This is a genomic window from Gemmatimonadota bacterium, assembly GCA_009838845.1.
Taxonomy (GTDB): Bacteria; Latescibacterota; UBA2968; order UBA2968; family UBA2968; genus VXRD01.
Genome location: VXRD01000020.1, coordinates 1 through 19,322 on the forward strand (window position 1 = coordinate 1; position 19,322 = coordinate 19,322).

Here is a 19,322-nt window from a genome sequence, read left to right on the forward strand (position 1 = left end):
TTTCCCAATTCCCCAATTTGTCTAACAACCGCTTTGCAATGCCCAATAAATCGGCACCGCGTTCTCTCAAATAATCATCTTGAAACGCTTCAAATTGACGACTCAAATTCTGGAAAGTCGTCCAGAAAGCGTATTCGGCATTATATTTTTCTATGTGTGGATATGTAAGCTCGAGAAGCATGGGGTCTTGCAACATGAGCAGATGCGCGTCGAATATCTGCGCGTGCTCTTTGCCCAGTATGTCCTCGACATGCGCCCGCGTAGCTGCGAAATCCTCAGACACTGCTTTGATTGCCTCTTGTAGTCTCGCCTTTTCTGCGGGAATATCGCGAGGATCTATCCGGCGTTGATCCACGGGAAACTCTTCTGGATCGTATAAATACACCGATGCAATCGCAATGCCCGGAGACGCCTGTATGCCTTTGAGATATTTCATAGCTCAGTCAAACTTTGATTCAATCATTTCGACGATATGATCCAGTGCGGTGCAGGCATCTTCACCTTCAACCCGCACCGTGATCACAGAATCCACTTCCGCCGCCAACATCATCACGCCCATAATGCTTTTGCCATTGATTGCCAGACCATCTTTTTCCAGTGTAATTTCAGAAGTAAATTTAGCCGCCGCCTGTACCAGCAAAGCCGCGGGTCTCGCGTGAATGCCCAGTTTATTTTTTACCGTAGCCCGTTGTTCCAGCATCGTGTATATCACCCATAATCAGAAACATTTGAAATTCAATCTTCAGCGATCAGTTGCAAAACCTGTTCTTCCCCGTGAATATGGCCTGCACCACCGGCCCTGGCACATGTTAATGCCGCACTTCCGCTGGCAAATTGCACACTGCGCGTCAGCGTCCATCCCTGCAAATACCCGTAAATAAGACCGGCTCGAAATGCGTCTCCCGCTCCTGTTGTATCGCGCGCAGTGACCTGGTATGCGGGCTGTTCAAAACTATTGCCATTTTCCTGAAAAACCTGACAGCCCTGTTTCCCCCTGGTAATCACCACAGTTTCTATACCGGCCTTTAAAAGCCCAACCGCCACATCCGAGGGCATACCCATTCTGTGTCGGCGCATAAAACCGTCAGAATTGATCACCACATCACAAAATTTTGCAAGCGGATGATCGGGGGACAGTTCAATAGCAAACACAGTTATATCATGCTCTCGTGCAATTTGAGCTGCCCGGATTGCATTTTCACCCAAAAAGGGATCGACCGACAACAGGGTGACACCATCGAGGTCCGCCTCAGTTAGCGGCCTGCTGCGCACATCGGGGAAATGTCCACAAATTGTTCGTCCACCGTTGACATCAGACAGGATAACGGCATGCCCGGTGCGAACGCTGGGATCTATATCGAGCCTGCGAATATCCACGTCAAATTGACGCATCGTGCGCAAAAAAAGTGCACCCCTGCGATCGTCTCCCAATGCACACCCCATCAACCGCACGTCAACCCCCAATCCGCTCAACGTCACCGCCGTATTGGTCGCTTCTCCACCAGCAAATTCCTCGTCTCGAAACGCGCGCGTGTGTCCATTGCGCTCGGGAAACCAGGCCACTTGCACGATTTGATCAATACCCAGTACACCGTAACACAACACTGCGCCAGAAGAAATAGACATAACAATACGCTCACATAAAAAAACCGTCCGCAAAGACGGTAACGACCATCCCCAATTGTCAAAAAAATGGACTCAGTCGAGACAGTGAATGGCAGAAGCAAACGCGCCAATCAGCGCGGCATCCCAGCCCGTTTCTTCAAAAATGCTACCAACCACCACAAAAGATGCACCCAATGCGACCCGTTCTGCCGCAGCTTTGGGATCGCGAATACCACCACCGACAATTATTGGGATCGACACATAACTACAGACTGCCTGTACTATTTCTTCGGGTACCATCAACTCTGGCCCGCTACCGGCATCCAAATACACGCATTGCATACCCAAATACTCAGCGGCAAGAGCGTGCGCCATTGCAATCTCGGGTTTGTCGCGCGGCAAGGGACGTGTGTTGCTCACATATTCGGCTGTGGTGAGCTGCCCTGTATCCACGAGCGCGTAGCCGGTTGCAATGGCCTCTAAGCCGTGTGCTTTCAAAATTGGCGCAGCCTTGACGTGTTGCCCGATCAGCAATTCGGGATTGCGACCACTGATAAGCGACAAAAACATAATCGCATCGGCAGCCGCTGAGATCTGGTTGGTATCGCCGGGAAATATAATCACCGGAATATCTACAGCGCGTACAACCTCGCTCACCATGCGATCAAAATTGGTGGATAACAAAAAACTGCCGCCAATCAAAATGGCGTCTGCTCCCTGCGCTTCACAAAGAGAGGCCGTGCGCCCCAGATCTTTCTTGTCGAGCCTGTCGGGATCCAGATAGGGCAAAAACCCCGCCCCGCGGCGATTGCGAATAGCCACCAACTGTTCGAATATCGACATTGAGGCACTTACCCTCCCACCTGTGCCCGAATGATGTCGGGCACTCGTGCCAGAGCCTCTCCGATCTTTTCGGGAAACTTGCCACCGGCCTGCGCCAGATGGGGGCGACCACCGCCACCACCACCCACAATCTGTGCGATGGCTTTGACAACATTGCCAGCCTGCACACCCTGACCGATCAGATCGTCCGTCACCACAGCGAGAAGCGATGCCTTGCCATTTAAATTCGCGCCAATCACGCCAACGCCCTCTGTACCCAGGGCATCGCGCAAACCGTCACCCATTGTGCGAAACCCTTCCATATCGGGCGGCGAGACCTCGGCGGCCACAACGCGCACACCATTTACATTCAGAGCACTGCTCACTAGCATATCCATCTCTGAACCGGTCTGCTCCCGCCGCAAGCTCTGCAACTCGCGCTCGAGTTCGCGATTGTGCGCAAGCAGGTGCGCGACCTTATCCGACAATTCCGATGTTGACGCACTCAGTTGCGACGAGAGATCGGCCAAAATTTCCTTTTGCTCGCGCACGATGGCTTCTGCACCCGGCCCGGTGACCGCCTCAATGCGCCGCACACCGGCTGCAGTACCCGTCTCTTGCGTGAGCTGAAACAGCCCAATTTGCCCGGTGCTTTGCACATGCGTGCCACCGCACAACTCCAGACTAAAATCCCCCACCTGCACCATGCGCACCTCATCGCCATATTTTTCGCTAAACAACATCATCGCACCCATTTCCACGGCGCGATCCAACGTATCAAAAGAAATATCAACAGCCCAATCCCGCCTGACCGCGTCATTGACAATGCCCACAATATCGTCTAATTGCGCAGGTGTTACGCCTTCAAAATGCGTAAAATCAAAGCGCAACCTATCCGGGGCAACTAGCGAGCCAGCCTGGTGTACATGGTCGCCCAATACCTGCCGCAAAGCGCGATGCATCAGATGCGTGGCCGTGTGATTGCGCGCTGTATTCAAACGGGTTTCAGCATCGACATGCGCCTTCACATCCATCCCCACCAGCCCTTCGGCCTGCCCATTGCACAGACGACCGCGATGAACAATTGCTTCTCCCGCCTTAAATGTAGTCGCTACCTTAAAGCGCACACCTTCGCCTACAAGTTCACCCTTATCCCCAACCTGCCCGCCAGACTCGGCATAAAATGGCGTTATATCCAGATAGAGATCCAGCATCTCATCCTGTGCGGGTTGACAGGCGACAATGCGCGAATCGGATACAAGTGTTTCGTATCCCACAAATTCCGAATGTTTTTTAGTAAGTGTAACCGTCGGTTCATTTACGTGAATATGAAAAGAAGCCGCCAAACGAGACCTCTCCTGTTGCGCTGCCATCTGCGCTTCAAAGCCCTCCTCATCCACCTCAATACCCTTTTCGGCTGCCATCAACCGCGTCAAATCAATGGGAAAGCCATAGGTATCGTATAGCTGGAAAGCATCTGCCCCTGAAATATGTCCTTTCGCCTGCATCGCGTCAAAAATTTCCAGCCCGCGATCCAGTGTTTTGCCAAAACCCTCTTCCTCAGACCGAATCACCCGCGTAATATGATCGCTTTTTTCTTTTACCTCGGGAAATGCAATACCCATTTCACTGGCTACTGTCTCTACCAGTCGAAATATAAACGGCTCATGCATCCCCAGCGAGCGTCCAAACCGCGCAGCACGGCGCAAAATTCGCCGCAAAACATAGCCTCGCCCTTCATTGGACGGCAACGCCCCATCTGCGATTGCAAATGAGAGTGTACGCACATGGTCGGCAATCACGCGTATGGGTACCTGATGGTCTTTGTTATAGGGTTTTCGAGTAATCTCACTGATCGCCCCAATAATTGGCAAAAACACATCCGTATCATAAGTGGTTTGCACTCCCTGTAAAATTGAACAAATCCGCTCAAATCCCATCCCCGTATCCACGTGCTGATCTGGCAAAGGCTGCAATATGCCATCGGCATCGCGATTGTACTGAATAAAAACCAGATTCCAGATTTCGACATAATCCTCGGAATCTAAATCCGGTACGGCATCCTGTTGCGCCGGGTCATCGCCGAGATAAAAGTGTACTTCAGAACACGGACCACAAGGACCAGTACTCCCCATCTCCCAGAAATTATCTTCCTTCCCCAAACGCAGCACGCGATTGGCGGGCAAATCCGTCACGCGCGACCAGAGATTTTCAGCCTCCACATCAGCCTCCAGGCCATCCTCCTCATCGCCGCCAAACACCGTTGCCCACATGCGATCTTTTGGCAACTGCCACACATCTGTGAGCAACTCCCACGCCCACGCTATAGCTTCTTTTTTAAAGTAGTCTCCAAAAGACCAGTTGCCCAACATCTCAAAAAACGTGTGATGGTTGGGACTGAATCCCACTTCCTCCAGATCGTTGTGCTTGCCCGAAACCCGCAAACACTTCTGCGTATCAACTGCCCGTGAATAGGGCCGACGCCCGGTGCCCAAAAACACATCCTTAAACTGATTCATACCCGCATTGGTAAACAACAGCGTGGGATCGTCTTGTGGCAATAGAGGGGCACTTTGAACCCGCGTATGGCCTTTGGATTCAAAAAATGCCTGAAACTCTTCACGAATTTGTACAGCAGTCTTCATCTTTTATTCAAACCTCTTCATTTTCTATTTTAGACCACACTTTTTGAGCGACATCTCGCGCAACCGAAACCTCAAATCCCCTGCGCCCCAAAAAACCGTACATCCGCCCGAGCGCTTTCTCACGAGATAATCCCCGGTAGCGATTTGCCCTGCCCATCAACAAATTGAGTGCAACATCTTCAATATCAACATCTGCCAAAACATCGTCCACAACGCGATTGATTATCTCAGTCGGAACACCCCGATGCACAAGATCGCGCACAAGTGCCACCCGTCCAGAAGGCCGCAATCGCAACCGTTGCTCGACAAATTGACGCGCAAACAACACATCATCAATTAAATTGAGACGCTCGAGCATCGAGAGGGTCTGTTCAATCGCGTCTTGCTCATAACCCCGTCCAGCGAGTTTGTCGCAAATCTCTTTTTTTGTATAAGCCCTATTGCTCAGCAAGCGCAGGGCATACGCCTTGGCTTTTTCAACGGCTTCATCGGTTTCTAATTTCACGACAATTTCTCGCTAAAAAAGAACAACAGAGCAGGTATTAAAATAGGCAAACCCACTCTGTTGTCAAAGCCTAAAATGCGATTTCTTTCTCAGGTTCCCCGTGCGTTATTGTCCAGCACTCGTGTACGCATAGACCGCATTATCCCCGCCATCAACCACATAGAATCGGTCGCTGGCATAGATGATACCAAACGGATCACTGCTGACCAGATTGAAGTCCGCATCCTCATCACGCTGGCCAGAAACCGTGTACGCATAGACCTTATTAGTCTCGCTATCAGAGTTATTAGCCACATAGAATCGGTCATTGGCATAGGCAATACCAAACGGATCAATGTTGTCCTCAGCCAGATCGAAGTCTGCATCCGCAACACGCTGACCAGAAACCGTGTACGCATAGACCTTTACAGTCGAAAAATCAGCCACATAGAATCGGTCGTTGGCATAGGTAATAGTCGCTGGCGCACTGTTGTCGCTATCCAGAGTGAAGTCTGCTGCCGCATCGCGCTGACCAGCACTCGTGTACGCATAGATCTTTTCATCTCCCCGATCAGACACATTTCCCCGATCAATCACATAGAATCGGTTGTCGGCATAGGTGATACCTTCCGGCGCAGTGTTGTTGCTATCCAGAGCAAAGTCTGCTGCTGCATCGCGCTGACCAGCACTCGTGTACGCATAGACCTTTCCATCCCTGGCATCAACCACATAGAATCGGTTATTGGCATAGACGATACCTTCCGGATCAGTATTTTCGCCATCCAGAGCGAAGTTTGCAGTCGAGACACGTACCCCATTCGAGCAGTTGTTATCGGTATTGCTCTCTCCACTGACGCTTTGGACACACGCGCCGTAGTAGTATATCCCCACACTCGATGGCGCATTCAAGTCAATTGACTGGTTACTCGCGACGCCCGCAGTGAGACTGCCTATGGCACCCGTGCCAACCTCTGTATCACTCGTTGTAATCGAATCATCGGTCGAGAGGTAGTAGCGCAAGGACGTCGCAGCCGAAGAACCCGCACCCTGGTTGCGAACCGCAACGCTCAAACTGAAGGACTCTCCGGTATTCGGGCTGTCATTGCTCGCCGACGGCGATACAATAATTAGATCAGGAGTGGGGTCGGCAATCGCGTACCAATGAACCTTTGCACCTTCCACTTCAAGCACATAGAATTGATCGTTGGCATAGACGATACCTCTCGGATCACTAATAGCCACATCAAAGTCCGCAGCCCCAACACGCTGACCAGCACCCGTGTACACATAAACCTTTTCATCTGCGGCATCAACCACATAGAATAGATTGTCGAAATAGGCGATACCCGACGGAGAAGTATTAGCCAGATCGAAATCTGCAATCGCAACACGCTGACCAGCAATCGTGTACACATAAACCTTTTCATCTTCGGCATCAGGCACATAGAATTGGTCGTTGGCATAGGTGATACCCGACGGATCATTGTTGTTGCCAGCCAGATCGAAGTCTGCATCCTCAACACGCTGACCAGAACTCGTGTACGCATAGACCTTTACATCCGAGGGATCAAGCACATAGAATCGATCATTGGCATAGGTAATACTAAACGGATCACTATTAGCCAGATCGAAGTCTGCAGCCGCATCGCGCTGACCATCATTCCCATACCCATAGATCTTTCCATCATCAACGTCGAGCACATAGAATCGGTTGTTGGCATAGGTGACAGCCTGTGGAGAATTGTTGCTATGCAGATCGAAGTCCGCACCCGTATCACGCCGCCCGTCACTCCCGTGTCCATAGACTTTATCATTCCAGAAATCAACCACATAGAATCGGTTATTGGCAAAGGTGATACCCCTCGGATCACCGGTAAACAAACGGAAGCCTGCATCCGCATCGCGCTGACCAGAATTCGTGTACACATAGATCCTATCATCCCCGTCATTAACCACATAGAATCGGTCATTGGCAAAGGTGATACCTCTCGGATCGCTGATACCCAGATCAAAGTCTGCATCCGAATCGCGCTGACCATCACTCCCATACCCATAAACCTTATCATCCCCGTCATTGACCACATAAAATCGGTCATTAGCAAAGGTGATACCTCTCGGATCACTGATACCAAGATCGAAGTCTGCTGCCGCATCGCGCTGACCATCACTCCCATACCCATAGACCTTATCATCCTCTTCATCAACCACATAGAACCGGTCGTTGGCATAGGTGATACTCGACGGAGAACTGCTATTCAGACGGAAGCTTACTGCCGAATCGCGCTGACCGTCACTCTCGTAACCATAGACCCTTGCATCCTCCCGATCAAGCACATAGAATCGGTCATTGGCATAGAGGATATCCTGCGGATTGCTGTTGTTATCCAGATCAAAGGACGTCTCACTGCCTTGACCACCTTCTCCACCATCGCTGACCGTGACGCGCACCCCACCTGAGCAGTTGTTATCCGCATTGCTCTCACCACTGACACTCGCCACACAGGCACCGTAATAGTACATGCCGGCACTCGATAGGGCATTCAAACCGATCGATTTATCACTGGTTCCAGAAGCGGCAAGGCCACCCACCGCATCCGTGCCAACCTCCGTATCACTCGTCGATATCGCCGCGTCGGTCGAGAGGTAATACGTCAGCGTCGTCTCAGCGGCTTGTGCATTCCCATGGTTGCGCACCGTCACATTCAGCGTGAACATCTGCCCAGGCGTCAGCAGGGTGTCGCTTACCGAAGGCGCTATAACAATGAGATCAGGGCTACCACCGCCGCCAGAGCCGGATGTGCCAAAGGCATTGGCAAAGATCAAAAAATCGCCAAAACCTATCGCACCATCCCCATCCAGATCGGCTCGAGCGTCATACCTATCATCGCCTTGATTTGCCCCAAACATGCCTGCAAAGATCAAAAAATCAGCAAAACCAACCATCCCATCGCCGTTGAGATCCGCATCTGCAGACTGCGCAACAGTAGCCGCAGCATTATTCGCATTGGAAGCAGCAGAGGCTTGCCCCACGCAGAGCAGCAACACAAGAGCAGCGATAAACGCTATTCTTTTGTTCAAAAACATTTGCGACATCCTTTCTCAAATTCTCTGATGACCTGGGAAAATAAAAAAAATGGAATTATCACCAGCTCTCTCGATAAGATTCCCAGTCTTTTGACTATACGTAACATCATTTAACAAATTAAATTAGAGAAAATTGAGATGTCAACAACATACTTAGGCGGGTTCTTCCCCGAGTTCAAACGCCTTATCGACGGGAAGGCCCACGATCTCGCGCACCTCGCGTTCGATTTTTGCAGACAAATCCGCGTTCTCTTTCAGATGGCGCTTGACATTTTCGCGTCCTTGCCCAAGCCGATCATCCCCATAAGAGAACCAGGTACCGCTCTTCTTGATAATCCCGTGCAATTCGGCCATATCGATCAAACTGCCCTCTCTGGAAATGCCCTCGCCAAACATCAGATCGACTTCACATTCCTTAAAAGGCGGTGCCATCTTGTTTTTTACCACGCGAATCCGAACGCGATTGCCAACAATCTCCTGCCCGTCCTTAATAGAACCAATGCGCCGAATATCCATACGCACCGTTGCGTAAAACGGAAGCGCGCGGCCCCCGGTAGTCGTTTCGGGATTGCCAAACATCACGCCGATCTTCATGCGAATCTGATTGGCAAAGATCACACAAGTTTTAGACTGGCTGATTGATCCGACGAGTTTGCGCAGAGCTTGAGACATCAAACGAGCGTGCAGGCCCATGTGCGAATCACCCATCTCACCTTCGAGTTCGGCACGCGGCACCAGAGCAGCCACAGAGTCTAAAGCCACGACCTCAAAGGCACCACTGCGCACGAGGGTATCCGTAATTTCGAGTGCTTCTTCACCCGTATCGGGCTGAGCGATCAATAAATTTTCGATATCTACGCCCAGACGCTCGGCCAATTCCACATTCAATGCGTGTTCTGCATCGACAAAAGCCGCTGCCCCACCGCGCTTTTGCGCCTCGGCAATAATGTGCAAAATCAAGGTCGTCTTGCCCGATCCTTCAGGACCGTATATTTCAACCACTCTTCCCTGGGGAACACCACCAGCGCCCAATGCGACATCCAGGCTTAGAGAACCCGTTGGAATAATCTCTGTGACAAGGGGTTGCCCATCCTCGCCTCCCAGGCGCATAATTGCCCCCTGTCCAAATTGCTTTTCGATTTGGGCAATAGCGTTGTCTATTGCTTGCTGCTTGCCATCCATCTGTTGCGCACCTTTACTATTGCGTTTGGCCATCTGCATCTCTCCTTCAAAAGGTTTGGGATCACGGCGCAGCCCCTCTCGTATTCTGCACCGCACAATGTGCGATAAGTATAGTGAACATTTGTATATACGTCAAGAAACAATTTGGAGATCTGAACCGGGATATTCGCTCCCTCCGCCCTCGAGCATCCCGTATCCCAAAGGCGTGTACACAGCACCTTCGGGACGCAATGTGCTTTTCATCACCGAGACGCGATCAACTGAAAAATTTACCGCACGCCACTTTGTTGCATTTTCAGCTATCGCGCGAACCGGCTTACGCCGCGCTCTACCCACCGTCACATGAGCAAAAAATGGACGTCGCTCCCGCTCAAATCCCTGGTCTTCGAGCTTCTGCGCAATCCGACCTTGCAATATCCTTAGCTGTTCCAGGTCGCCTTCAACGCCCAACCACAACACCCGTGCACTTTCAAGACGCGGAAAACCACCCAATCCCGCAGTTGACAACGCGAAGGGTTGAAATTTGGAAGCGACCTGCTGCACGGCTGAAACAATATCCACAACGCGATTTTCTTCCACATCACCTAAAAATTTGAGGGTGAGGTGTACGCCCTCAGATCTTACCCAGCGCATCTGGCCCAAATGGCTCAAGTGACGCGCCACAAAAACGACTTGCCGTTTAACAGCAACGGGCATTTCTAAAGCGATAAAGGTGCGAATGCCAGCCATAGTATCATCTGTCCATAAATTCCCGCAATCACATCGTCGGCCACAATACCCCACCCACCTGGCAACGCCTCGACCTGTCGGGCGGGCGGTGGCTTAATAATATCCAGTATGCGAAACACGACAAAGCCAACTATACCCACCAACACCGACTGCGGAAGCAGACTTACTGTCACAAAAAATCCGACAAACTCGTCGATCACCACATATTTGGGATCTTTACCCCAGGCTTTTTCGCATGCCCCGGATGTGTAAACCCCCACGAAAAACAACCCGATCAGCAGCCCCCCCCACGACCACCAATTCAGTGGTGGCAACAGACAATAAATCGCCAATGCCACGCCTGATCCGGCTGTTCCCGGGGCAAAAACCGAATAGCCAGAAAAAAAGCCGGTTGCAATCAACCGGACAAAAAACGATGGCTCAGGAGGCCGAAAATCTGTCATAACTATAGGCGCAGCTATTCGCTCGCCTTAAAATGTCTTGCGATTTTCAATTAAATACCGAACGCCTGAAACAACAGCAACGAGGGTCACAACAGCCACCAGGACATTCAAAACCCAATAAGAAATATCGCCTACGAGTACAATTGGTTGGGCGGCTAACTCGGCTTCGACCACGCGCACATTGATAAAGACCAAAATGCCAAAAACAAGCACCAATTGCAGCATGGTTTTCCACTTGGCAAGTTGTGAGGTCACCACGGGTTTGCCTCGTCGAATCGCAAAAATGCGCAATCCCGTAATCACGACATCGCGCGCGAGCATCGCCCCGATAAGCCATGCTTCAACCATGCCCAAACGCACAAAAGCAATCAACGCTGCAGATACCAGCAACTTATCGGCCAGCGGATCCATAAAGCGACCAAAGTTGGTCACTGTACCATCGCGCCGCGCAATGCGCCCATCGTAAAAATCAGTCAACGAGGCCACAGTAAAGACGAGCAACGCGAGGATTTTGAAATACCAGTTGGCGGCAAAAATCAACAGCAAAAACACTGGCGTAAGCAGCAGACGCGACACAGTTAAGACATTGGGCACTGTCCACAACCGATTTGGGGTACGCGGCTCAGGCATTGTCATGCGATTCGATTCTATGGTATTTGCCTGGGGCATTTAATACTCCCGACGGCCTTCCAGCGCGCGAGACAATGTCACTTGATCTGCTAGGGCGAGATCACTGCCCACCGGCAAACCGCGCGCAATTTGTGTGACAGATACTTCAAACGGAGCCAAACACTGAGACAGATATTGTGCCGTGGCATCTCCCTCTACGGTTGGACCGTTCGCGAGGATTACTTCTCGAATTTCCCCCTGGCGCAAGCGTTGGAGCAATTGGGAAATATTCAAGTCTTCTGGACCAATACCATCCAGGGGCGAAATTCGCCCATCCAGTACGTGATAAAGCCCTCGATAAAGCCCGGTGCGCTCAAATGCCAAAAGATCGCCAATAAAATCAATCACCATCACACTGGAACGATCTCGGCGTGTATCGCTGCACACAGAACACGGCTCAGCCTCAGTCAAATTAAAACAAATTGAGCACCGCCGCACACGGGTCTTGACATCCACCATCAAATCGGCGAGTCCGCGCACCTCCTCCGTATCCCATGTCAACATCTCCAGCGCGAGACGCCGTGCTGTTTTAGCGCCGATACCGGGCAATCGATTCAAAGCGACAATCAATTTTTCAATGGCCTCTGATGCCATGGAAAACTCCAAAAACTACAGCGCGATGACTTTGCGTTTACAATCTCAGAACCCCGGCATATTCATGCCGGGCGGAATGAGGCCCGCTGTGGCTTTCTGCATCTCTGCCTCGGCCATGTCCGCAGATTTTTGACGCGCTTGCTGAACCGCCGTCAGCACGAGGTCTTCCAGCATTTCCACATCTTCGGGATCGACGACTTCGGGATCAATTTTTATCGACAAAATATCTTGATGCCCACTGGCCCTTACTGTCACCATACCCCCACCCGAAGTTGCCTCTACCTCTTTTGCCCCCAGTTCTTCTTGCACCCTGGCCAGCTTGGCTTGCAATTTTTGAGCCTGCCTCATCATCGCGCCCATACCTTTTGCCATACTTTAACTCCTTCAAAAAGCAATGTTCCCAACGCAGCAACCCCTACCTGATCACTTCCCCACTAAACACCTGCATCACCATCTGCACGCGCTCATCTTCTTCTGCACGCTTCTCTTCAGCTATTTGCTCTTTATTATCCTCGTAAACAACCTCACACGAAATGGTGACTGTACCGCCAAAAACACCGCGTGCAACTTCTTCCACCTGAGCGCGTCCGCGTCGCACCTGATTGGCGTGAAATTCGAGGTTCTTTTGAAAAGCCACCACCAGATGTCGCCCATCCATTGATTGTGGGCGACCTTCGGCCAAAAATGTGCCCAACGACATTCTCTCGTTCTTCACCGCCTGTACAAGTTGTTCCCACTTATCTTTAATAACAGAAAAGTCTGGCGGCTCTTCTGAGGATACATCTGGCACTGGCGGTATTTCTTCTCGTGGCTGTTCTGCCACGGGCCGACCATTGTCCCTCTGTTGCGGGGGTGAAGATTTGGAAGCCGTTGGCCGCGGTGGTAACTTCTCTCCCCTAACGCGCGTGTCTGGTCCGGATGATGTCGCTTTCTGCTGTGGTGCAGGTCGAGGGCTGGACAAAGGCCGCCGCGTTCCAGTAACCTTCCCCTGGCTTTTTAACCCCCGCTCGAGTTGTTCTAATCGACCAATCAAAACCTGCAAATCTACACTTGACGTCATCTGCACCAGCTTCATAACCGTCAATTCGAGCCAGAATCGCGGCTCGGTCACCCGACTAATCTGCGTTTCGAGTTCACTCACAGCGTTGAGCATGCGCACGAGATCCGCCTCTTCGAATTGCGCGGCGACCTCTGCATACTGCACGCGGTCAGCTTCTGGCAAATTCTCATCTGTTAAATCTCCCGCAGCACAGGCAACGAGCAAATGTCGAAAATGCGCCATCAGCCCCGCCACAAATTCACCCAGATCACTGCCTTCGCGTGCCAGTTCGTCAACAATCTCCAAAGCGCGGGCACCATCCCGATCCACAATGGCCTGCGTCAGGTCAAAATACACATCTCGAGGAATCAAACCCAGTAAATTTTGTATGGCATCTTCCGTAATATCAGCATCTGAGAATGCAATGACCTGATCCAGCAAACTCAGGGCATCGCGCATGCCTCCATCGGCTTTTCGCGCGATCAAAAACAGAGCGGATTCTTCTGCTGTCACGCCTTCTTCATCTACAGCCATTTTGAGCTCTTCCACAATTGCCACGGGCGGAATGCGCCGAAAATTGTAGCGCTGGCACCGAGACAAAATGGTTTCAGGCACTTTGTGAGCTTCGGTCGTTGCAAATACAAAAACAACATGCGCTGGCGGTTCTTCGAGTGTTTTGAGCAACGCATTAAAAGCCTCAGTCGTGAGCATGTGTACTTCGTCGATGATATAAACCTTGCGTTTGCCTTGCGAAGCCGCATACCCCACCTCTTCGCGCAATTGCCTGATTTCATCAATCCCGCGGTTCGAAGCCCCGTCAATCTCCAACACATCCATGCTGTTGCCCTGGCGTATGGCAACACACGAAGCACATTCCCCACACGGTTCAGCCGTTGGCCCCTGCTCGCAATTGAGTGCCATGGCGAGCAATCGCGCCGTAGTGGTCTTACCCGTTCCTCGCGGCCCGGAAAACAGGTAAGACTGCGCCACGCGCCCCAGCCGAATGGCGTTTTGCAATGTGGTGGTCACATGGCTTTGTGCAACCACTGTTTCAAATGCCTGTGGCCTCCGCTTTCGGGCCATTACCGTGTAAGACATAAAAACTCCAAAGGGCCTCTCCAACCCCAGCCCCCAACTTGAAAAAAAGGCCGTGCACCGCGCTTCGAACCGCTACCCCGGGGCGTTCAACGAGCGCTGGCTCCTGCCAGGTGCCCCTGCGGCACACGCACCGATTTGCTTACCGCTGCTACCTTCCGGTCCTGACGGGGTTCGGCATAGGCACGTTGCGCAGGACCTGACGATCAACGCTGCCTACTCATCGACCGCGATCCAAAATACCGGTTCTCAGACGTGGAATTCGACCCCGCTATAGCGGATTGCGGGCTACAGGGCACCGCTATCTCCCCGTCTAGCACGACCTGAAAACAGTGAGATACAAGAGGAATCTCACCTCTCGCCTCTTAACAATATATTTTGGTGGAGCTGATGGGAGTCGAACCCACGACCTCTAGAGTGCGATTCTAGCGCTCTCCCAACTGAGCTACAGCCCCACCTAAACGGCTTCAACCACGATATTTCGCACTCCCGAAACAGACTTGAGCACCGTGGCATCGCCCAGCACCCGTCCGATAATATTGACGGGACTTGCCGGACGAATTTCATCTCCATGACTGGCCGGGGTCTGACCGTAAAAAATGCAAAATGCATGACCCGGCGGCCAATATCCGAGGTCGTTTAACGCCACAGTTTCACATGCATCTTCGGGACCCGCTTCAACGGGGATTGCAAAGTAAATCTCATCGCCCCATGTATTAAACGAACAATCCAGTGGCAAAACCTCGCGAATTTTACCTGCTGTTTGCGAATCGTTTAACTCGGCGTCGAGTTCAATATCGCCAACGGTAATGCGAATCGGATGCGGCATAACAACCTCGTGATATTTTTGGCGGAGAGGGTGGGATTCGAACCCACGGTATCCGTAAGGATACACATGATTTCCAGTCATGCCTGTTCGGCCACTCCAGCACCTCTCCGATATAGCTGTCAGCGGTCAGCTATGGCTTCCTCATACATATACATGTGTGCTTATTTTTGGCGGAGAGGGTGGGATTCGAACCCACGGTACCCGTGAGGGTACACCGGTTTTCGAGACCGGCCTGTTCGACCACTCCAGCACCTCTCCGAATATTTATTTTTCGCGCAAAGTTTGAAAAAACGCCCGCAACACCTGACCACACGCATCTTCTAAAACGCCTCGGCGCACATCCAGGCGATGATTCAGACGTGTATCTTCCACAATATTTCTCAGGGATCCGCAAGCCCCGGTTTTGGGATCGCACGCGCCAAAAACCAGCCGGGACAATCGGGCAAGCACCATAGCCCCTGCACACATCGCACAAGGCTCCAGCGTTGCGTAAAGCGTGCAGTTATTTAGCCACCGAACGCCCAACTTTTTTGTCGCCTGCCCAATAACGAGCATTTCGGCATGCGCTGTGGGGTCATTTAGCTGGACAATGCGATTGTGATCTCGTGCGATTACCTCGCCATTGTGCATCACAACAGCGCCAATAGGCACTTCCTGCTCGCTCGCTGCCACGCGGGCTTCTTCGAGCGCAAATTTCATGCCTGTCAGGTCATTATCCAGCACAAATACCCCGAGGAAACAACACAGATCATAAAGAAAAAAATATACGGGTTTCCCCACAGCGAGTCAACCATCAACATCAGGGCATCCAGATATTCCACTCGCCGTGTTTTTCCCAGACGCGACATGCATCACAGGCACACATCCACCGGAGGGCAAAACGCGGTTTATTGCTTGTATTGAGAGATCCACAGTGTACTAACAAATAATGAAAAAACATGACATCGCCTCGGGACGGCCTCAACTCAATCGGCTCTCCCAGCCCGAACCTTTGTTGCGGTTTCGCAAAATCCGACAGCATTCGAAACCGGTCAGGATCCTGCACTGCCATCTCGCTGAACATCCGATGTGTCCCAGGCCAGACCGCGGTCCCACCGCCCTGCGCAACACCAGAATCGAGATAAGTCAGAGAGGAAACCCGAAATGACCCGGGGAAAACATCAAAAGGTCGATGTCCGCCATCGACATGCCCACTGAGATAATTCCAGCCTTTCGAAACCGGAAATACACTGCGTGCCCACACAGCCTCGGGCCGTGGTTTCCGACAGTGAAAGGCATCTGCATTCTCCCGAACCAGTTGGCTCTGCGCCTCGTAAAATGCGGGCGTACAACAAGCCAGCAAAGCGGGATCACGAACCCCAAAATGCTCAATCACTCCCTGGCGGGCGATTGTATTCACCCCATCTGTTTCGTCTGGAAAAGGAGACCACGAAGCCGGATCATCCCGATCCATTCCGAGCACAGACCACATCGCAGCTTCTGCATTGGCAATTGTCTCTTCTGGAATCAATCCCGACACCAGCACATATCCATCCCGGTCATACTGCGCCAGTTGCTCCTGTGAAAGCATAGTCATCTCCTGATTAAAAGAACATTCAGATCAATCCCGATTCTGATCCTCCACCGCATCAATTTCTCGAACACGCGCCGCATATTGATCCCCCTCAAAAGGGGTACTCAGCCACGTCGCAACAATCTCTTGGGCCACGGTATCACCCACCACGCCCACACCGAGACACAGAATATTGGCATCCACATGGGCGCGGGCAAATTTGGCCGACGTCACATCGTGACACGAAACAGCGCGAATCCCCTTTACCTTATTCGCAACGAGAGCAGCCCCCGTACCTCCCCCATCAACCACAATACCCGTCATCAAATTCTTCTCCAGAACAACGTCGGCCACCGTTTTTGCCACACCGACATAAGAGGTCTCTTGCGGGCTATGCACACCACAATCCATCACCTCTCGCCCGGCATCTTGCAACATAAGCACAATCTGTTTCTTCAGTTCAAATCCCTTGTGGTCTGCACCAATAGCTAATACACTCGATTTCTGCGGCTCTTGAATAACCGCCTCATCATCAGCCACGACCAGACGCACTTTCTGCTGCCGTATCAAATCCCGCGCCAACGGCGTCACAATCGCATTGGGCGTCACATAAACCGCATCGCCACCGCGACTTATCGCAGATTTAACCAGATCCTCCGTCACCAGACTCACCGGCGGGTCAATCGGTGCAGATACCGCGCGCCCCTCCAACGCCTTCAACCGCCGCACAACTTCGGCAACAATCCGCTGTATCAATTTTTCATCTGACATAAGCAAGGGGCTGGGGACTGGGGACTGGTAGGTTGGGTGGTTGGGCTAACCTCTGGAAACATAGATGTTCACCAGAGGGATGTCAAGAAGATTGCCCTGATATCCAGACGCTGCAAAGTCAACGGGTCAAAAATTGCGCTTGACACTACTATTTACTTCCAGTAGATTTCATCGCTATCGGAAATATTACGTTCCGGCGTAGCTCAGTCGGCAGAGCAAGTGGCTGTTAACCACTGGGTCGTAGGTTCGAGTCCTACCGCCGGAGCCAAGAATATCTTCTCGCTGAATTTTAATCTATCTGTTTCATTGCAAAAGAAAGCCCGTCAATCGGTAATGATCGACGGGCTTTTGTTGTGTACTCGAGGTGAGAAGTAACTCCATCACCGTTTAGTGGAAATTTTCCACAGATATTCGGCTTTTTTGAATCTTTCCAGAAATGTTTCTGTAACATCTAAAGGCACCTGGTCTAAAATTGATTGTTGTAATCTCTGTGTTTTATTATTTAGCAGATTATTCAACTCAACAGAAATCCATTTCGGTTCAATGGGATTACAATATATCTCATGATTTGCTAAAAGGATTCGCAAAGAGGCCTGAATACAATAGTGCAGAGCCGTTAAAGCACTGAGACGATCCCCTTGCTGTTGCGCATAATGAAATTCTTTCTTGTAGCGCATCCAAACAGGTGTCCATTTGGCACAGATCTGCTGTTTGTAAAGCGGAGGAACATTGTGAGTTTGGTTCTTGAAAGACTGCAAAATACCATTCGGATCCCAAAGAATTTTATTCAATGCCAGACAATAGGCACAACAGGCGAATTCTCTGATCTTTTCTTCGTCTCTAAAATCCATTATAGGAGATTCTTCGCCCTTAGAACGAAAATCTTCTAACACTTTCTCCTGTCTTTCTTTTTTTACAAAAACTAAATGTACATCTGCATCGGACATACCAATATGCTCAAATGAACCAAACCTAAATGAAGATTTAACGCCCAATTTATGTAAAATTCGATCTCTCGAAAAGTCATCGGGTATTTCAGAACAAACACAGACAATATCCAGATCGGAAAACTTATCCCTCGTAAAATCTCTTGCAGAAGAACCCGTTAAAAATATACCAATGGTCTCTGGCAATTTCGCGAAACATGAGACTATTTTATTTTGAGTCCTTTCTAAATCTTCAAGTTCTCCAATTACCTCGGAATAATAGACAAGTTGATCGGGATTTTCCCGAAGTGATAGGAGCCGATTTTGAAATTTGATCTTCATCCCGTCAATTCGCGGCCTCAGGTAATCCATAACTTTCAACACCACTGATATCAGACTATCTGCCTGTTGGCGCAAATCTGCAGGTTCAAAAATCGATTCCAAATCCCGGCCCGCGCCCATTTCTTCACACACAGCGCGAAGATACGCCTCGCGATTCTGCGTTTTGCTCAGAAATTCTCCCCTCTCCATCATCAGTGCCCAACACAATCCATTCAGAATGAGAATAACCCGATCTTCCTGAAATAACCAATCTTTACGCAACGCAGTAACGCGTATTTTTTCTAGGTGAGGAGTCAAGGTCGATAGCAGATCCTGCACACTTTGTTTAATTTGACATGATGATAAATCAGCAGTGTAGATGAGAAATCCTTCCTCTTGAGCGCGACCCAACTGATTAAAGCCCTCCAGCATAGCTTCAAATGCTACCAAAGAGCCCTGATCAAAAAATGCATTTTCATACACACTAACGGGACAAGACAGAATTTTTGTACTAAGATCCATCTCTATATTC

Annotated in this window: 19 protein-coding genes, 4 tRNA genes and 1 other RNA gene; 1 reads left to right on the plus strand and 23 read right to left on the minus strand. The window is 50.8% G+C overall.

Annotated elements, in window-relative coordinates:
- From F4Y39_02810 to F4Y39_02915, 22 genes are all read right to left on the minus strand, one after another.
- Positions 1-436 (minus strand): phosphoenolpyruvate--protein phosphotransferase (locus tag F4Y39_02810; GenBank protein MYC12640.1); only part of this gene is annotated, 436 nt, incomplete at its 3' end.
- Positions 437-439: 3 nt separating this feature from the next.
- The gene (locus F4Y39_02815) at positions 440-700 is read right to left on the minus strand and encodes an HPr family phosphocarrier protein (GenBank protein MYC12641.1); all 261 of its coding nucleotides are present in this window, start codon (positions 698-700) and stop codon (positions 440-442) included.
- Between the two features lie 35 nt (positions 701-735).
- Positions 736-1,626 carry a carbohydrate kinase family protein gene (locus F4Y39_02820; protein MYC12642.1) on the minus strand — a complete coding sequence of 297 codons (891 nt, stop codon included), beginning with the start codon at positions 1,624-1,626 and terminating at the stop codon, positions 736-738.
- A 72-nt stretch (positions 1,627-1,698) separates the two neighbouring features.
- The gene (locus tag F4Y39_02825; GenBank protein MYC12643.1) at positions 1,699-2,448 is read right to left on the minus strand and encodes a geranylgeranylglyceryl/heptaprenylglyceryl phosphate synthase; all 750 of its coding nucleotides are present in this window, start codon (positions 2,446-2,448) and stop codon (positions 1,699-1,701) included.
- A gap of 8 nt (positions 2,449-2,456) precedes the next feature.
- A complete protein-coding gene (alaS, locus tag F4Y39_02830; protein ID MYC12644.1) occupies positions 2,457-5,072 on the minus strand; it encodes an alanine--tRNA ligase in 2,616 nt (871 codons plus the stop codon).
- 7 nt (positions 5,073-5,079) lie between these two features.
- Complete coding sequence (locus tag F4Y39_02835) at positions 5,080-5,583, minus strand: regulatory protein RecX (protein MYC12645.1); 504 nt, start codon at positions 5,581-5,583, stop codon at positions 5,080-5,082.
- A gap of 99 nt (positions 5,584-5,682) precedes the next feature.
- The gene (locus F4Y39_02840) at positions 5,683-8,649 is read right to left on the minus strand and encodes a hypothetical protein (protein ID MYC12646.1); all 2,967 of its coding nucleotides are present in this window, start codon (positions 8,647-8,649) and stop codon (positions 5,683-5,685) included.
- Between the two features lie 144 nt (positions 8,650-8,793).
- Positions 8,794-9,822 (minus strand): recombinase RecA, encoded by a 1,029-nt coding sequence (gene recA, locus F4Y39_02845; protein ID MYC12647.1) that lies wholly within the window; start codon positions 9,820-9,822, stop codon positions 8,794-8,796.
- Positions 9,823-9,954: 132 nt separating this feature from the next.
- Positions 9,955-10,551, minus strand: a complete 597-nt coding sequence (thpR, locus tag F4Y39_02850) for an RNA 2',3'-cyclic phosphodiesterase (GenBank protein ID MYC12648.1) — start codon at positions 10,549-10,551, stop codon at positions 9,955-9,957.
- Positions 10,521-10,994, minus strand: coding sequence for a phosphatidylglycerophosphatase A (locus F4Y39_02855; GenBank protein MYC12649.1), 474 nt, complete (start codon positions 10,992-10,994; stop codon positions 10,521-10,523). The genes thpR and F4Y39_02855 overlap by 31 nt, the downstream gene beginning before the upstream one ends.
- 27 nt (positions 10,995-11,021) lie before the next feature.
- Positions 11,022-11,663 (minus strand): CDP-diacylglycerol--glycerol-3-phosphate 3-phosphatidyltransferase, encoded by a 642-nt coding sequence (pgsA, locus tag F4Y39_02860; GenBank protein ID MYC12650.1) that lies wholly within the window; start codon positions 11,661-11,663, stop codon positions 11,022-11,024.
- On the minus strand, positions 11,664-12,257 hold the full coding sequence (gene recR, locus F4Y39_02865; protein MYC12651.1) for a recombination protein RecR: 594 nt from the start codon (positions 12,255-12,257) through the stop codon (positions 11,664-11,666).
- Between the two features lie 45 nt (positions 12,258-12,302).
- On the minus strand, positions 12,303-12,629 hold the full coding sequence (locus F4Y39_02870) for a YbaB/EbfC family nucleoid-associated protein (GenBank protein MYC12652.1): 327 nt from the start codon (positions 12,627-12,629) through the stop codon (positions 12,303-12,305).
- Positions 12,630-12,672: 43 nt separating this feature from the next.
- Entirely contained in the window at positions 12,673-14,394 is a 1,722-nt protein-coding gene (gene dnaX / locus F4Y39_02875; GenBank protein ID MYC12653.1) for a DNA polymerase III subunit gamma/tau, read from the minus strand.
- Positions 14,395-14,444: 50 nt separating this feature from the next.
- Positions 14,445-14,713: signal recognition particle sRNA large type (gene ffs / locus F4Y39_02880), an RNA gene on the minus strand.
- A 57-nt stretch (positions 14,714-14,770) separates the two neighbouring features.
- Positions 14,771-14,846, minus strand: a tRNA-Ala gene (locus F4Y39_02885).
- 2 nt (positions 14,847-14,848) lie between these two features.
- Positions 14,849-15,220 carry a hypothetical protein gene (locus F4Y39_02890; GenBank protein ID MYC12654.1) on the minus strand — a complete coding sequence of 124 codons (372 nt, stop codon included), beginning with the start codon at positions 15,218-15,220 and terminating at the stop codon, positions 14,849-14,851.
- Positions 15,221-15,239: 19 nt separating this feature from the next.
- Positions 15,240-15,329 (minus strand) — tRNA-Ser (locus F4Y39_02895).
- A 59-nt stretch (positions 15,330-15,388) separates the two neighbouring features.
- Positions 15,389-15,478: transfer RNA gene (locus F4Y39_02900), tRNA-Ser, on the minus strand.
- Positions 15,479-15,484: 6 nt separating this feature from the next.
- Entirely contained in the window at positions 15,485-15,919 is a 435-nt protein-coding gene (locus tag F4Y39_02905) for a nucleoside deaminase (GenBank protein MYC12655.1), read from the minus strand.
- Between the two features lie 100 nt (positions 15,920-16,019).
- Complete coding sequence (locus F4Y39_02910; protein ID MYC12656.1) at positions 16,020-16,796, minus strand: phytanoyl-CoA dioxygenase family protein; 777 nt, start codon at positions 16,794-16,796, stop codon at positions 16,020-16,022.
- A gap of 24 nt (positions 16,797-16,820) precedes the next feature.
- Positions 16,821-17,543 carry an RpiB/LacA/LacB family sugar-phosphate isomerase gene (locus F4Y39_02915; GenBank protein ID MYC12657.1) on the minus strand — a complete coding sequence of 241 codons (723 nt, stop codon included), beginning with the start codon at positions 17,541-17,543 and terminating at the stop codon, positions 16,821-16,823.
- Positions 17,544-17,735: 192 nt separating this feature from the next.
- Here F4Y39_02915 and F4Y39_02920 point away from each other — a divergent pair.
- A tRNA-Asn gene (locus F4Y39_02920) sits at positions 17,736-17,811 on the plus strand.
- Between the two features lie 112 nt (positions 17,812-17,923).
- On the opposite strand, the gene F4Y39_02925 is transcribed toward F4Y39_02920, so the two are convergent.
- Positions 17,924-19,322, minus strand: a 1,399-nt coding sequence (locus F4Y39_02925) for a hypothetical protein (GenBank protein ID MYC12658.1), incomplete at its 5' end; no start/stop codon positions are given.

Coding starts and splice junctions, on each gene's coding strand:
- dnaX (MYC12653.1), bottom strand. CDS start 14,394: ATGTCTTACACGGTAATGGCCCGAAAGCGGAGGCCACAGGCATTTGAA.
- F4Y39_02910 (MYC12656.1), bottom strand. CDS start 16,796: ATGACTATGCTTTCACAGGAGCAACTGGCGCAGTATGACCGGGATGGA.
- F4Y39_02905 (MYC12655.1), bottom strand. CDS start 15,919: ATGAAATTTGCGCTCGAAGAAGCCCGCGTGGCAGCGAGCGAGCAGGAA.
- F4Y39_02840 (MYC12646.1), bottom strand. CDS start 8,649: ATGTCGCAAATGTTTTTGAACAAAAGAATAGCGTTTATCGCTGCTCTT.
- pgsA (MYC12650.1), bottom strand. CDS start 11,663: ATGCCCCAGGCAAATACCATAGAATCGAATCGCATGACAATGCCTGAG.
- alaS (MYC12644.1), bottom strand. CDS start 5,072: ATGAAGACTGCTGTACAAATTCGTGAAGAGTTTCAGGCATTTTTTGAA.
- F4Y39_02870 (MYC12652.1), bottom strand. CDS start 12,629: ATGGCAAAAGGTATGGGCGCGATGATGAGGCAGGCTCAAAAATTGCAA.
- recR (MYC12651.1), bottom strand. CDS start 12,257: ATGGCATCAGAGGCCATTGAAAAATTGATTGTCGCTTTGAATCGATTG.
- F4Y39_02890 (MYC12654.1), bottom strand. CDS start 15,220: ATGCCGCATCCGATTCGCATTACCGTTGGCGATATTGAACTCGACGCC.
- F4Y39_02820 (MYC12642.1), bottom strand. CDS start 1,626: ATGTCTATTTCTTCTGGCGCAGTGTTGTGTTACGGTGTACTGGGTATT.
- recA (MYC12647.1), bottom strand. CDS start 9,822: ATGGATGGCAAGCAGCAAGCAATAGACAACGCTATTGCCCAAATCGAA.
- F4Y39_02825 (MYC12643.1), bottom strand. CDS start 2,448: ATGTCGATATTCGAACAGTTGGTGGCTATTCGCAATCGCCGCGGGGCG.
- F4Y39_02915 (MYC12657.1), bottom strand. CDS start 17,543: ATGTCAGATGAAAAATTGATACAGCGGATTGTTGCCGAAGTTGTGCGG.
- F4Y39_02815 (MYC12641.1), bottom strand. CDS start 700: ATGCTGGAACAACGGGCTACGGTAAAAAATAAACTGGGCATTCACGCG.
- F4Y39_02855 (MYC12649.1), bottom strand. CDS start 10,994: ATGACAGATTTTCGGCCTCCTGAGCCATCGTTTTTTGTCCGGTTGATT.
- thpR (MYC12648.1), bottom strand. CDS start 10,551: ATGGCTGGCATTCGCACCTTTATCGCTTTAGAAATGCCCGTTGCTGTT.